The organism is Paenibacillus sp. MAH-35 (assembly GCF_058135425.1).
Genome location: NZ_JBYUPU010000037.1, coordinates 23,323 through 37,963, shown reverse-complemented (window position 1 = coordinate 37,963; position 14,641 = coordinate 23,323). Strand labels below are relative to the sequence as shown.

The 14,641-nt window shown below is 53.5% G+C and carries 14 protein-coding genes and 1 tRNA gene; 14 read left to right on the top strand and 1 reads right to left on the bottom strand.

Annotation, left to right across the window (positions count from 1 at the left end; translation table 11 throughout):
* The first annotated feature begins 3 nt into the window (after nt 1-3).
* From yabN to AC3Y2E_RS27175, 3 genes are all read left to right on the top strand, one after another.
* Complete coding sequence (gene yabN, locus AC3Y2E_RS27185) at nt 4-1,497, top strand: bifunctional methyltransferase/pyrophosphohydrolase YabN (RefSeq protein ID WP_379216050.1); 1,494 nt, start codon at nt 4-6, stop codon at nt 1,495-1,497.
* Between the two features lie 113 nt (nt 1,498-1,610).
* Nucleotides 1,611-1,883: an HU family DNA-binding protein gene (locus AC3Y2E_RS27180; RefSeq protein ID WP_110843797.1), complete on the top strand. Its 273-nt coding sequence runs from the start codon at nt 1,611-1,613 to the stop codon at nt 1,881-1,883.
* The gene (locus tag AC3Y2E_RS27175) at nt 1,883-2,143 is read left to right on the top strand and encodes an RNA-binding S4 domain-containing protein (protein WP_190931662.1); all 261 of its coding nucleotides are present in this window, start codon (nt 1,883-1,885) and stop codon (nt 2,141-2,143) included. Before AC3Y2E_RS27180 ends, AC3Y2E_RS27175 begins: the two co-directional genes overlap by 1 nt.
* A 196-nt stretch (nt 2,144-2,339) precedes the next feature.
* Here AC3Y2E_RS27175 and AC3Y2E_RS27170 read toward each other — a convergent pair whose 3' ends face one another.
* The gene (locus tag AC3Y2E_RS27170) at nt 2,340-3,254 is read right to left on the bottom strand and encodes a hypothetical protein (RefSeq protein WP_379216047.1); all 915 of its coding nucleotides are present in this window, start codon (nt 3,252-3,254) and stop codon (nt 2,340-2,342) included.
* 136 nt (nt 3,255-3,390) lie between these two features.
* Here AC3Y2E_RS27170 and yabP point away from each other — a divergent pair, with 136 nt between their 5' ends.
* From yabP to ftsH, 11 genes are all read left to right on the top strand, one after another.
* A complete protein-coding gene (gene yabP, locus AC3Y2E_RS27165; RefSeq protein WP_190931664.1) occupies nt 3,391-3,672 on the top strand; it encodes a sporulation protein YabP in 282 nt (93 codons plus the stop codon).
* The gene (yabQ, locus tag AC3Y2E_RS27160; protein ID WP_379216045.1) at nt 3,669-4,259 is read left to right on the top strand and encodes a spore cortex biosynthesis protein YabQ; all 591 of its coding nucleotides are present in this window, start codon (nt 3,669-3,671) and stop codon (nt 4,257-4,259) included. The genes yabP and yabQ overlap by 4 nt, the downstream gene beginning before the upstream one ends.
* Nucleotides 4,260-4,288: 29 nt before the next feature.
* Nucleotides 4,289-4,612: an FtsB family cell division protein gene (locus AC3Y2E_RS27155; protein ID WP_190931666.1), complete on the top strand. Its 324-nt coding sequence runs from the start codon at nt 4,289-4,291 to the stop codon at nt 4,610-4,612.
* A 172-nt stretch (nt 4,613-4,784) separates the two neighbouring features.
* Complete coding sequence (locus tag AC3Y2E_RS27150) at nt 4,785-5,255, top strand: S1 domain-containing RNA-binding protein (protein WP_379216042.1); 471 nt, start codon at nt 4,785-4,787, stop codon at nt 5,253-5,255.
* Between the two features lie 138 nt (nt 5,256-5,393).
* Nucleotides 5,394-5,467, top strand: a tRNA-Met gene (locus tag AC3Y2E_RS27145).
* A 391-nt stretch (nt 5,468-5,858) separates the two neighbouring features.
* Complete coding sequence (spoIIE, locus tag AC3Y2E_RS27140; protein WP_379216040.1) at nt 5,859-8,351, top strand: stage II sporulation protein E; 2,493 nt, start codon at nt 5,859-5,861, stop codon at nt 8,349-8,351.
* A 196-nt stretch (nt 8,352-8,547) separates the two neighbouring features.
* Nucleotides 8,548-9,309, top strand: a complete 762-nt coding sequence (locus AC3Y2E_RS27135) for a VWA domain-containing protein (RefSeq protein ID WP_379216038.1) — start codon at nt 8,548-8,550, stop codon at nt 9,307-9,309.
* Entirely contained in the window at nt 9,293-10,213 is a 921-nt protein-coding gene (locus AC3Y2E_RS27130; protein WP_379216036.1) for a serine/threonine-protein kinase, read from the top strand. The genes AC3Y2E_RS27135 and AC3Y2E_RS27130 overlap by 17 nt, the downstream gene beginning before the upstream one ends.
* A gap of 68 nt (nt 10,214-10,281) precedes the next feature.
* A complete protein-coding gene (gene tilS, locus AC3Y2E_RS27125) occupies nt 10,282-11,721 on the top strand; it encodes a tRNA lysidine(34) synthetase TilS (protein WP_379216034.1) in 1,440 nt (479 codons plus the stop codon).
* Between the two features lie 67 nt (nt 11,722-11,788).
* The gene (gene hpt / locus AC3Y2E_RS27120) at nt 11,789-12,331 is read left to right on the top strand and encodes a hypoxanthine phosphoribosyltransferase (RefSeq protein WP_379216032.1); all 543 of its coding nucleotides are present in this window, start codon (nt 11,789-11,791) and stop codon (nt 12,329-12,331) included.
* Nucleotides 12,332-12,420: 89 nt separating this feature from the next.
* Nucleotides 12,421-14,391 carry an ATP-dependent zinc metalloprotease FtsH gene (gene ftsH / locus AC3Y2E_RS27115; RefSeq protein ID WP_379216030.1) on the top strand — a complete coding sequence of 657 codons (1,971 nt, stop codon included), beginning with the start codon at nt 12,421-12,423 and terminating at the stop codon, nt 14,389-14,391.
* Nucleotides 14,392-14,641 lie beyond the last annotated feature (250 nt).

Genomic DNA, 14,641 nt, shown 5'->3' with positions numbered 1-14,641 from the left:
CACATGCGAGCAACCATCACTGTCGTCGGACTCGGTTCCGGAGACGAAAATCAACTGACGTTAGGCGTCTGGAAAACGCTTCAATCTGCCGAATCTGTGTATGTGCGTACAGAGCATCATCCGGTTATCGATTATTTAAAACAAAACGGCGTTGCGGTACAATCGTTCGACGGGATCTACGAATCCCGCGGTTCGTTTGCAGACGTATACGATACGATCGTCGGACAACTGATTGAGGCTGCCAAGGCCGGTGGCGGCCCTGTCGTGTATGCCGTACCCGGGCATCCGATGGTGGCCGAATCGACAACCATGCTGCTCCGCGGGCGTTGTCCGGACGAAGGGATCGATTTGACGGTGACCGGCGGGGAAAGCTTCCTGGATCAGGCGTTCACCCGGTTCGGTTTCGACCCGATCGAAGGTTTTGCGCTGATCGATGCGACCGCGCTTTCAACCGAAGGTTCCGCTGTTCTCGATCCCCGGATGCATACATTAATCGCCCAAGTCTATGACACGCATACGGCTTCCGATGCCAAACTGTTTCTCATGGACGCGCTGCCTGACAATTATGAGGTAGTCGTAGGCCACGAGCTCGGAGTGACGGGGCGCGAACGGATCGTCACCGTACCGCTGTATGAGCTGGACCGTCTGGAAGGGTACGGCAATTTGTCGCTTGTCTGGATTCCCCGGGCCAAGGACGATTCGGTCCGGATGCGTTCGTTCGAGAGACTGCGTGAAATCGTCGAGATTTTGCGAAGTCCGGAAGGATGTCCGTGGGATCGGGAGCAAACCCATGCGAGTATCCGCAAAAATCTGATCGAGGAAACGTACGAGGTGCTGGAGACGATCGACGACGACGACCCGGAGGCGATGTGCGAGGAGCTCGGCGATTTGCTGCTGCAAATTATGCTGCATAGCCAAATGGAGGCGGAAACCGGTACGTTTAACGTATTCGACGTCATCGAAGGTCTGAACGAGAAGCTGATCCGCCGTCATCCGCACGTGTTCGGCGATCAGGGAGCTAGCGACTCCGAGGAGGCGCTGCAAAACTGGAATGCGATGAAAGCGGAGGAGAAGCGGAGGGCGGGAATCGATGTCGCCCAGCTGTCCGTTTTGTCGGGTGTTCCGCGCGATTTGCCGGGCTTGATGAAGGCGTACAAGCTTCAGAAGAAGGCGGCTCAGGTCGGTTTCGACTGGGAGAGAACGGATGAAGTGTACGCGAAAATCGAAGAAGAGCTGCGCGAGTTGAAGGAGGCGGCGGAGGAGGAGCGGACCGGCGAGCTTGGCGATCTGTTGTTTGCTGTTGTCAATTTAGCTCGATTTTTGCGGATTGACCCCGAAGAAGCGATTGCGGCGACGAACCGGAAATTCGTCCGGAGGTTCGAATATATCGAGCAAAAACTGCGTGAATCGGGCAAATCCTTTGAGCAGACAGGGTTGGATGAGATGGAAAAATTTTGGCAGGAAGCAAAAAAACTTTCGAAAAATGCGGGAGTGTAGAAGGAATTTCCTGACCGACAAAGAATACTACTACCGTACAGGCTTTTTGAGCCAGGTAACTATAGCTAATATGGCGTAAGCTTTCAGCCAACTATTTTAGGAGGAATCAATCGATGAACAAGACAGATCTCGTAAACAACATCGCTGCTAAAAGCGGATTGTCCAAAAAGGATGTCGAATCCGTATTGAACGGTTTCTTGGGTGAAGTAACGGATGCATTGTCCGCTGGCGGTAAAGTACAATTGATCGGTTTCGGCACGTTCGAGACTCGTACGCGCTCCGGTCGTACAGGCCGCAACCCGCAAACGGGCCAAGAAATCAAAATCCCTGCTTCCAAAGTTCCTGCATTCAAAGCGGGCAACAAGCTTAAAGAAGCTGTAAAATAATGCGTCTCGACAAGTTTCTGAAAGTATCCAGATTGATTAAGCGCCGCACGGTCGCCAAGGACGTATCCGATCAAGGCCGCATCTGGATTAACGGGAAGGAAGCGAAGGCGAGCAGCACCGTTAAGATCGGCGACGAGCTGATGATCCGTTTCGGACAGAAGAGCGTAACCGTTCGGGTGGAGCGGATCTCCGAAACTTCCCGGAAAGAAGAAGCCAGCGAGATGTATACGGTGATCAAGGAAGAATCGAATCAGGATTGATTCGATAGCGAAGACCGGCCAATGGGGCCGGTTTTTTTAATATCTGGAATGGTTAGAATCAACACCGTTGTCCAAAAAAGCCGCCTCGACACGGGCAGGAGCGGCTTGGGACTACTAATCCGCATAAAGGGGCTGGCGTCACCAGTTGGTTGAACTAAGGGGTCCGAATTCCGGCCGGGTCCCTGTTTCAGCTCTGTCAGGAGTTCCCGGGAGTTTCCTGGGATTTCTTGTGCAGCGACGGACGAACCCATTCAAGAATCATCTCCCGGTCCAGCGTAGGGGTATATTGCACGATGTATTTGGACGCAAATACGGAGTTGTCTCCGCGCATAAAGCGCAGCTCGCCATTCAACTGGTAAACCGACATAGCCCCCGGCGAGGCCGAACTGTCGGGGAACTTGAACGTATAAGCGGTCGTAAAAAACTCTCCGGCTTCGAGCGTGTAGGGCAGCTTCACCAGCGGGAGCGGATCTTTGCGGGGCTGGTTGCGTTCGCCTTTGAAGAAATACAGCTCCAGATTCGACTCCAGATGAGGAGCTTCGGGAAGCAGCCAGCCGATTAGGGCGAGGGGCTCTGCCGCTTGCTTCGTATCATGACCGCCGGAAAATCCGTCGATGACGATACCGCCGCTGGAGCTGAACTGGAGGGAAGGCTTGCCGCCTTCCGCCGCACTTCCGGCCGTTCTAGGAATTAGCGTGATTCGGCCGATGTCCGGACGTCCGATTTCCCCGTTGCTGTAGACAACCTCCATATTCCGGATATCCAGGCGCTGCTGTCCATCTGCTAAACGGCGGCTCGGTTCCGTTATATTTACAGTATACTTGCGGATTTGATAATAACGCTCCCGCGGTTCCGGTTCCCCGATCGTAATGCGCACATCCGGTATTTCCGGGAAGCTGGCTCTGACTGGACGGACCGGGTCCTTCACATTCTCGATCGCATACAGATGGAAGTAGCCGTAATTCTCATCTTGAAGATCGATATAGTGTTCGAGAAAGACCGGCTCTTCGAGCCGCTTGCTCAAAGCGTCCCGGTAGTTGAACGCCCACACCGCACCTAGGATGGCTACCGCGGCCGCTGCTAACATAATTAGTTTCGTCCGTATTGTCAATTCCCTCCCAACCTCCTCTTACTGCCTTTACCTCTTATACGCAAGAAGCTTGGTTAAAGTTTGGTCCGAAAGACAGACAACCGTTCTAAAACGTGACCCCTTCCCATAATCTAGCTGTAGAGGAGGGGTACATGCCATGATCGATCCGATGAAACAAAAGCGTCAGGAAGTGAAGATGCTGAACCGTAAGCTGCTCGAGATTTCGGGCGTGCTCAATGTCGAAAGCTTCGACAGCGAGGAGTTTCTGCTCGAAACCGAATGCGGATTCCTGGCCATCAAGGGGCAAAACCTGCATATTAAAAACTTGAACCTTGAGCAAGGGCTGGTCGCGATAGAAGGCACGGTGCACGGACTCACCTACCTGGACGGAAATGCGCACGAGAAATCCAAAGGTTTTCTAGGGAAGTTGTTCAAGTGAGCCTATACGTCCAATTTATCACCTTATCGGCGATGGCGGGCAGCGGCGCGTTCATGGGGGCTATGTTCGACGTATACCGCGTCCTGTCCGGCCGGCTGCGGCCTCCCCGCTGGCTCGTACCGCTGCTCGACATCGTCTATTGGTTTGCCGCCACCCTCTTCGTGTTCCGTACGCTTCTCTACAGCAACCATGGACAAGTCCGGCTGTACGTGTTCCTTGGCCTGCTGCTGGGGGTATGGTTGTACTTCCGGATCGCAAGCCGCTGGACGATCAAGCTCGTACTGCTTGTGATCCGAATCATCCAGGCGCTGGTCCGCTTTGTGCGGCGTTTGACGGAGCTGTTGCTGATCAAGCCGATTGTGCTTCTGTACCGGCTTGTTATCATCGTTTTTGGATTTTTGTGGGCGCTCTCTATTTTCCTCGGAAAAATTGTGCTACAATTGCTGTATCCATTCCTTCTTCTGGGACGCGCCATCTACAAACCGCTCAAGAAGCGGTTCAAAGCGCCCAACTGGTGGAAACGATTCGCCAGTCTATGCGGACGATGGGTACAAGCAGTCAGGAAGATATTCGGCAGGAAAGGGTAATCCATCATGTTTGGAGGAACCGCATAGCAATGCGCGAAGCAACCAAAGCCGGGAAACCGGAACAATCGAATAGAGGCGCCAGGCGCCGAGTTCGACTGCTCGCATTTGCGATGATCGGCTTTATGACATGGGCGGCTCTAATCCTGTGGAATCAGCAAGGGCGTCTCGGTGTCAAAGCGGCTCAAGTCGAACAGCTGGAGCAGAAACGTCTCGAAACCGTCCAAATGCACGAACAATACCAGACCGAGATCGAGCGTCTGAACGATCCCGAATATATTTTACAAAAAATTAGGAAAGAATATCACTATTCCAAACCGGGGGAAACGTTATTTTACACTCCCAAATCACCGTAAGCCCACGTCCTTATTGACCTTTATGTCACCGATCTTGTATAATCTCCATATCCGATCCTTTGCCTGTTGGTGCACATTTTGCGCCGGAACCGTCGCAAAAGTTGCGAGAAATGCGTATGGATAGGTATGAGAGATTATTTCCAACATATTTTAGGGAGGAACGTTTCATTCTATGGCAATTGAAGTGGGCACCAAGTTGGAAGGCAAGGTGACAGGCATTACTCATTTCGGGGCATTCGTGGAACTGTCTGCAGGCGTAACCGGCCTTGTTCACATTTCCGAGATTGCCGACAACTATGTAAAGGACGTCAACGATCATCTCAAGCTTGAAGACAAAGTCTTGGTGAAAGTCATCAATGTGGACAAGGACGGCAAGATCGGCTTATCCATTCGCCAAGCGGTAGACAAGCCGCCGGGAGAACAACCGCAGCGTCCGGAGCGTCCCGAGCGCAGCTTCAATCGGGACCGCGATGATCGGGGAGGCCGAAATGATCGTGGTGGACGCCCCTTTAAACCGACTGCAAATCGAATGACGTTCGAGGACAAAATGTCGCGTTTCCTCAAAGACAGCGAAGAGCGCATCTCGTCCTTAAAGAAGAACACCGAGGGCAAGCGGGGCGGAAGAGGCGCGCGCCGGGTATAGTTCAGGCTGGCTCAGTTAAGACGGATTCTGATACGCCGATTTTCCTGCGGGACAATCGGCGTTTTTTGGTTTCAAGGATAGGCCGCCGTCCGCATGTTGACATCAATCCCGTTCTGGTATATACTTTCGAATTGTTATGGCGGCGTAGCTCAGCTGGCTAGAGCGTACGGTTCATACCCGTGAGGTCGGGGGTTCGATCCCCTCTGCCGCTATCGAATACGAGAAGCTCCGACACGTTTTACACGTGATCGGGGCTTTTTGCTTGCTTAATTTGCCGAAACGGGCTGCCGAAGGAAGTTTTGGAAGGATTTCGCCTCTTTTGTCGTCCCGACCGGCGAACACCTACTGAATCGACACTGTTTTACCCCGCTTGATAGGGCTTGGAGAAGGACGCCGTCCGAAGAATAGACAAGTCCGCCCATCAATCCGCTTACCGGAAAACGCCTCAAGTCATATCCCCCAACGGTTCGCGGCGACCGCGCGGTCCGGCCCTTTTTGTCGGAAAATTCTTTCCGTCTAGCAACTGATTGTGACAAACTTTATGCTAGATTGTTTTCTATAATAGGGAGCACAAGAAACGAACGAAGGTGGTGTGTCAGCCCTATGATCAAATGGAGTATGCTGAACGGAAAGTCCGCACCGTGGAGCGGGATCTTGCAGAAAGCGAAGTCGGGAAGCGGGAGCGCCCTGATGGAGAACCGGTTTGTTCAATCGGTTGTCGCCAAGAAATGGTCGTTTGTACTAGTCGTGATGGCTTTTTTACTGGGGAGGGCGATGATCCTCGAACAGCTCGCTCCATTTGCAATCGCTTTTTTCGCGGTAGCGTACTTCATACGCCGGGATATTACGAGGTGGGTCGGACTGTCTCTCCTTCTAGGCAGCCTGTTCGCGGTTGAGATGAAGACCGGCTACATTCTGACGGAAATGATCGTATTCCTGCTCATTCAGAAAGGGCTGGAAAAATACGAACGATCGGATCTGTCGTACGCCCCGGTCATCGTGTTCACCTCAGCCTTCGCCGTCCAGCTATTCGGCTACGTCGTCGCCTCGGAGCTGACCTGGTACACGCTAATGCTGACTGCGGTAGAAGCGGCGCTCAGCTTCGTCCTGACCCTCATCTTCATCCAGGCGATTCCGGTATTTACGATGACCCGCAAAAACTATCATTTGAAAAATGAAGAAATTATATGTCTCATCATCCTGCTGGCGTCGGTCATGACGGGAACCGTCGGATGGACGATTCAATCCGTATCGGTGGAACATGTGCTGTCGAGGTACTTGATTCTCATCTTCGCCTTTGTCGGGGGAGCTCCCCTCGGCGCGTCTGTCGGTGTCATAACCGGTCTCATCCTGAGCCTGGCCAATGTCAATGCGATCTACCAAATGAGTCTTCTCGCTTTCTCGGGCATGCTCGCAGGTTTATTGAAGGAAGCGGGCCGGATGGCCGTAGCGTTCGGGATGCTGCTCGGATCGTCTATCTTATCAGTGTATATCGGCAGTCAATCGGAGGTGATGAGCTCCACTTGGGAGTCGGTAGCGGCGGTGCTGCTTTTCCTGCTGACGCCCCGCAGCGTCATGCAGACGATCGCCAAGTACGTCCCGGGTACGCAGGAGAACGTAAAGTCCCAGCACGATTACGCCAGACGGGTGAGAGATATTACGGCCGGCCGGGTCGAGCAGTTCTCGGAAGTGTTCCGCCAGCTGTCGAGCAGCTTCAAGCAGCTTACCCATATGGACGAGAACGAGGTGAAGGAACGGGAAAACGGACATTTTATGAACTCGGTCGCCGAGCGAACATGCTCGACCTGCTGGAAGAACAAGCAGTGCTGGGGAAGCAAGTTTTATCAGACTCATAAATATATGACGGAGATGATGAGCGAGGTCGAGAGGCGCGAGAACATGAGCAAGAGGGAAATTCCGAATTCGTGGAAGCAGGCGTGCGGGAAGACGGATCAGGTGCTGGAGGTCATGAAGCAGCAATATGCACTGTACCAGCACGATCAGCATTGGAAGAAGCAAATTCAGGAGAGCCGTCAATTGGTGGCGGAGCAGCTTACCGGAGTGTCCCAGGTGATGGAGGATCTGGCGAAGGAGATCAAGCGGGAGGGGCATACGCTGTTCCTGCAGGAAGAACAAATCCGCGAGGCGCTGGAGGACCTCGGACTGTCCATTCATGCCATTGACGTTATTTGCCTGGAGGAGGGGAATGTCGAGATCGAGATCATTCACCAATATACGAAAGGATTTGATGAGTGCCGCAAAATTATAGCGCCGCTGCTGTCCGACATTTTGGGCGAGAATATCGCCGTACGAAGCGAGGAGGTTTCCAGCCGGGGGGACGGATACGCGACGGTGGTGTTCGGTTCGGCGAAGGAATTCGAGGTGGAAACGGGGGTGGCCGGAGCGGCCAAAGGAGGCGACCTGCTGTCGGGAGACAGCTTCAGCATGGTGGAGCTCGGCAACGGCAAATTCGCGGTCGCGATCAGCGACGGCATGGGGAACGGAGAGCGGGCCCGGGCGGAAAGCAGCGCGGCGCTGTCGATTTTGCAGCAGTTGCTGCAATCGGGTATGGACGAGAAGCTGGCGATCAAATCGGTAAATTCCGTGCTGATGCTGCGCTCGTCAGATGAAATGTACGCCACCGTCGATGTGGCGCTTATCGATCAATATAGCGCCAAAACGACATTTATGAAGAACGGATCGACGCCAAGTTATATTAAAAGGGGGGCGGAGGTCATTCAAATCTCGGCGAATAATTTGCCGATCGGGATCGTGCACGATATCGATGTCGACCTGGTCGCGATGCAGCTGCAACCGGGGGATACGCTGATCATGATGACGGATGGCATCTTCGATGCTCCGGGTCCCGCCGTTAATAAAGAACTGTGGATGAAACGGATCATTCAGGAAATCGACGTCAAAGAACCGCAAAGCTTCGCCGACTGCTTGCTCGATACAATCGTAAGATACCATGAGGGGGAGATCGTAGATGACATGACTGTAGTCGTCGCCCGAATCGAGAAATACAAACCGGAATGGGCCACTTTCCGCTGGCCGGGCATGACCAGGATGGAACGGCCGAAGACGGTCAGCTGAAGCGGAGGTTCTCTTACATGTCAGCGCAGCTAGGTCATCCCGGCGCTTCCCTGAATAGAAGGGAGGCGCTTTACCTCGAGACGTCCCGGCTGCGGCGGCTTTGCCGCTGAACGGTTACCGGGTATCGCACTCTTCCTTTGCGGAAATACTAGATGATAGAACGATCTAGATTTCCTAATAAAAGGAGAGTCGGAGTATGAAACAAATTCTGTTAATAACAGACGGCTGCTCGAACAGCGGAGTGAGCCCGGTCGTCGCTGCGGCGCAAGCGCGGAGCCGCGGACTTGTTGTGAATGTGGTCGGAGTGATCGATGAAGGTGACATCGGAGAGCGCGGGGCTGCAGAGATTGCCGAAATCGCGGAAGCCGGGGGTGGCATGAGCCGAATCGTGCCGCTCCGGGCTTTGGCCGAGACGGTGCAGATGATGACGCGCAAAACGGTTGTGCAGACGATCCACCAGGCCGTGCAGCGGGAAATTCGCCACATTATGGGACCGGAAGCCGCTCTGGAGAAGCTGCCGCCGGATCGAAGGGGGCCGATTGTACGAGTTATTGACGATCTGAGCGAGACCAGTCCGCTACGAGTCGCTCTGTTGATCGATACGAGCGCCAGTATGAGGCCGAAGCTGAAAGCGGCCCAGGACGCCTGCCGGGATCTGCTGGCCAGTCTGCGCGCCCGGAAGGGAAGAAGCGAGATGGCGGTCCTGAACTTCCCAGGCCGCTCGGAAGCCGACGTCTTGGTGGAGTGGACCGCAGATCTTGCAAAAATAGGGGATTTGTTCTATAACTTAAACATGAAGGGGACAACGCCTACCGGTCCCGCGCTTGTAAAAGCGGCGCGGTATATACTGGATTACGGAACGGCGGATCGGATTGCGGTTCCCGAAGACCGGAGGGAAGCGGGCCGCGCTGCCAGAGCGAGCGGCGGAGATGGGGTATGGAGTGACTACATCGTCTAAGACGGTACTGACCCAAGGGGATATCGTCTGCGGCAAGTGGAACAAACGTTCGTACCGGATCGAAAGGCTGCTCGGAGAGGGCGCCAACGGCAAAGTGTTCCTCGTAGGGGCGGGAGGCCGGCACTTCGCTCTGAAGTTCGGGTTTGATGCCGTGGATTTGCAAATGGAGGTAAACGTTCTCCGCGAGCTTGATCAAAAGACGGGCGATCCGTTTCTGTACGATGCCGATGATGTCGTGCTGAACGGGATGCAATATCCTTTTTATGTGATGCGTTATGTAAAGGGAGTACCTCCTGAACCTTATATAAGAAGTAATGGCTCCGACTGGTTTTACCTGATCGGCCTGAATCTTCTGAGGAAGCTCCACGCGCTGCACCGTCTGGGCTACGGATTCGGCGATCTCAAATCGGACAATGTGCTCGTCTCCGGTTATGGGGAAGTGGAGCTTGTCGATTACGGAGGAGTAACGGCCCGCGGCCGGTCGGTCAGGCAGTTTACCGAATTGTATGACTGCGGCTTTTGGAATGCCGGCGATCGGGTGGCGGGCGACAGCTACGATTTGTTCGGTTTCGCCGTATTTTGTCTGCAGATCGGCGGGATGGGCAATCGGCTTCAGGAGATTTCCAAAGAATTGCCGCAAAGCCGGTCTAAGGAAGATTTGCTGAAGCTGATTGATTTTTGCCCGAAGTGCAAGCCTGTGGCGCGGATTCTGAAGAAGGCGGTAACCGGACGTTACCGCAGCTCGGCGGAGGCTGCCGCCGAATGGGAACAGGCGATGAACAAACCTGGACCGATTATGGACCCGCGGCGGCGCAAGCAGTCGTCCGGCTGGATTCCGGCTGCGTTTTTAGGATCGATCGGATTATTTGTATCCGTGTTATATATGTTTTTCTTTAAAGGATGAAAGGTAAATACAACCAAACGTGCGGCGCTCCTCGAGCGTGCGACGCGTCAAACGAAAGGTGTACGGCCATGGAACTGCTGAAGCAAGTAGATAACGCGATTCGAAGCGACAATCTCGTGGAGGCGGGAGATCGGATCGTGGTGGCAGTTTCCGGCGGACCCGATTCGATGGCGCTGCTGCACGTTCTTTTTATGCTTGCGAAGGAACGGGAGTTCGAACTGATCGCTGCTCATTTCAACCACGGCTTTCGCGGGGAAGAATCGGATAGGGAGGCGGACATGGTCGCCGGCTTTGCCAAGCGGTTAGGTATAGCTTGCGAAGTGGGGTCATGCGACATGCCGGCCTACATAGCCGAAACCGGGATGAACGCTCAAGCTGCAGCTCGGGAGAAACGGTATTCCTTCTTATTTGAAACGGCGGCTAAGGTTCGGGCCGGCACGATCGCTCTGGCCCATCATGCGGATGATCAGGCAGAGACGGTGCTTATGCGTCTGCTGCGGGGAGCCGGTTCGTCGGGGCTGGCCGGAATTCCGCTGAGAAGATCGGAAAAAAATTTGGAACTTATCCGCCCCTTGTTACGTATATACAAATCGGAGCTGGAATGCCATTGCGCCGAATACGGACTGCCGGTATGCCGGGACAGCAGCAACGAGTCGCGGAAATACTTCCGCAACCAGATCAGGCTGGACGTTTTGCCTTTTTTGCGGCGCTACAACGATAAGCTGCCCGAATCGCTGAATCGGCTGGCCGATACGATGAGAGCGGAGGACGAATGGATGGAAGCCGAGACGCAAGCCCGCTTCACCGAGCTCGTAACGGTGGAACGCAGCGGACAGCGAATCGGGTGCAGCCTAGAATCGCAACGATTTATCGAGCTTCCTCTCGCTTTACAAAGGCGGTTGATTAAACTAATATTAAATTATGTTTTTTCGGAGGCCGACTTATCCGATTTTGCCCGGATCGAGACGGTTCGTTCCGCGATTTCCCGGAAACGGGGGGAATCATTTACGATCGACTTGCATGAACGGTTAAAGCTCTTGCGCGTGTACGATACAGTTCGTTTCGTCCCGTCGCTGCCGGAGTTTGAGCCGTATGTGTACGCAATAACTGCGCCGGATCAAGCGCTGCTTCTTCCCGAGGCGGGCCTTGTGCTGGAATGCAGGCTGGCCTTGGCCGAACAAACGGAAACGTTGGCGGTTCAGGCTGGAGGGGGGATCGGCACAGGCGAAGCCTACTTCGATGTGGACCGGGTGACATTTCCGCTATCGGTGCGAAGCAGACAGGCGGGAGACCGGATAGCGCCGCTCGGTTTAAAGGGAACGAAAAAAGTAAAAGATATGTTCATCGACGCCAAAATACCGCCTGACGTTAGAAGAACCGTCCCGCACGTGCTGGATGCGACGGGGCAAATCCTATGGATCCCCGGGGTGCGAAGATCAGCCCATGCTCCCGTAACCGAACAAACAGCCCGGGTATTGGTCATGAAGGTCCGCTCCGCCGGAGGATAGGCAACGAACCCTTCCCAAGAATGCGGCCATTCATGCTTTCATATGTATAAAGTAGGAGGGTCCATGGTTGCTAAATGACATTCAGAACGTTCTGTTCAGCGAAGAACAGATCCGGCACAAGGTAGCAGAGCTTGGGGAGACGATTGCCCGGGACTTTGAAGGCCGGAACCCGCTCGTCATCTGCGTGTTGAAGGGCGCATTCATCTTTATGGCGGATTTGGTAAAACACATCCCGATTCCGCTCGAAATTGATTTTATGGCGGTATCAAGTTATGGCCAGTCGACCAAATCGTCGGGCGTAGTGAAAATTATTAAAGATTTAGATGTTACGGTGGAAGGGCGAGACGTGCTGATCGTCGAAGATATCATTGACAGCGGACTGACCTTGAGCTATCTGATCGACGTATTGGAACGCCGCAACGCTTTATCTGTTACCGTCGTCACGCTTTTCGACAAGCCGGCCAGAAGATCCGTGGAGCTGGAGCCGGACTACAAAGGGTTTACGCTTCCCGATGAATTCATCGTGGGATACGGACTCGACTACGGGGAGAAGTACCGGAACTTGCCGTATATCGGCGTACTGAAGCCTGAAGTTTATACGAAGCCGTAAGACGTACGCGCGCAAGGTTCGTTCTATTGTAGTGGAAAGACGTGCTGTGGTACAATAAGTAACGTGCGTCGCCCGAGAGGAGGTAGGGGATGAATCGGATCATCCGAAACACCGGATTTTATTTGCTCATATTTTTAGTTACGGTCGGAATCGTGCATTTCATCAGCAACCAGAATGAGACGAAGCAGACCTTTACGTACACGAAATTCCGTGAGGAATTGAAAAATAACAACATCGAAGAAGTAGCGGTGAAATTTGACGGCTATACATATCTGATCCGGGGGAAACTTAAACAATCCGGTACAGACAAGCTGCAATTTGAAACCCATGCTCCTTTCGACCCCCGTGTCATCGAACTGCTTGAGCAGAGCAACATAACCAAAGAAGTGTATGAGAAGATGGAAGGGAATAACGTATGGATCACGTTCCTTACGTCCATTATTCCGTTCGTTATCATCTTCATTCTGTTCTTCTTCCTGCTTAATCAGGCTCAAGGCGGCGGCGGTAAAGTGATGAATTTCGGCAAAAGCCGCGCCCGTCTTTATAATGAAGAAAAGAAGCGGATTACGTTTGACGACGTAGCCGGAGCCGATGAGGAGAAGCAGGAACTGGTCGAAGTCGTCGAGTTTCTTAAAGATCCCCGGAAATTCGCGGCGCTCGGCGCCAGAATTCCGAAGGGCGTCTTGCTCGTAGGCCCTCCGGGTACCGGTAAAACGCTGCTTGCCCGTGCGGTTGCCGGCGAAGCGGGCGTGCCGTTCTTCAGCATAAGCGGTTCGGACTTCGTAGAAATGTTCGTCGGTGTCGGGGCATCCCGGGTACGCGACCTGTTCGAGAATGCGAAGAAAAATTCGCCTTGTATTATCTTTATCGATGAGATCGACGCCGTCGGCCGCCAGCGCGGGGCCGGACTCGGCGGAGGACACGACGAGCGCGAGCAGACGCTTAACCAGTTGCTCGTCGAGATGGACGGCTTCGGGGCGAACGAAGGAATCATTATCGTTGCCGCTACGAACCGTGCGGATATTTTGGACCCTGCGCTTCTGCGTCCAGGCCGCTTCGACCGTCAAATTACGGTTGACCGTCCGGATGTCAAAGGCCGGGAAGCGGTACTCAAAGTCCATTCCCGCAACAAACCGCTTAATAAAGACGTTAAGCTTGACGCGCTTGCCCGTTACACAACCGGATTCAGCGGAGCCGATCTGGAGAACCTGATGAACGAAGCGGCATTGATCGCCGCCCGGCGCAGCCGCAAAGACATTTCGATGGATGAGGTCGAAGAGGCGTTTGACCGCGTCATCGTCGGCGTCCAGAAGAAAAGCCGCGTGATCAGCGATCGGGAGAAAAGAACGATTGCTTATCACGAAGCCGGACATGCGATTATCGGATATTACGAGAAGCATGCGGACGTTGTCCATAAAGTTACGATTATTCCGCGCGGCCGTGCAGGCGGGTACGTGCTCAGCATTCCGAAGGAAGGCGAGGATCGTCTGCTCGCAACCAAGTCGGAACTGCTTGACCGGATTACCGGTCTGCTCGGAGGACGAGTCGCCGAGGAGATGTTTATCGGCGAAATCGGCACGGGCGCCTATGATGACTTTAAGAAAGCGACAGCGCTTGCCCGCAGCATGATCGTCGAGTACGGCATGAGCGATAAGCTGGGACCGATGCAGTTCGGTAATACCCAGGGTCAAGTATTCCTTGGCCGCGATATCGGACACGATCAGAACTATAGCGATGCGATTGCTTATGAGATTGACAAGGAAATGCAGCATATTATCCGTTCGAGCTACGAGCGGGCCCGGGAAATATTGACCGAGTACACCGACAAGGTTCACTTGGTCGCTAATGCCTTGCTTCAGCGTGAAACGCTCGACAAAGATCAAATTATCGAGTTGCTTGAGAAAGGCGCGATCCAAGACACCGGTTCGAGCGAAAGTGCAACCGGAGCAGGATCTAAGGAAGACGAGCCGAAGGTCAACATCCAGACTCAGGATGAGAATACCGATTCCAACAAACTCGAGTTCGATAAAGAGAAAAAGGATGACAAGAAAGATAGCTAATATCGTTCGTTGTCAGGTTTCAGCCGGTCCCTTAAGGGGGCCGGTTGTTTTTTGTTTTTTATCTTGTATCGAAATGCCGAGCGCCTGCGTTATGCAGGGAAATAGGAACATTTTTATTCCCTATTGTTTAATTTTAGGCACCTTTTAAAAAGTTCACAAATAAAACCGTTTCCAACCAATTGACGAAATTTACCGTTGCGATTACGATTAGATCGTTAAAACCTTTTTTAACGATGTAAACGTGATGGGG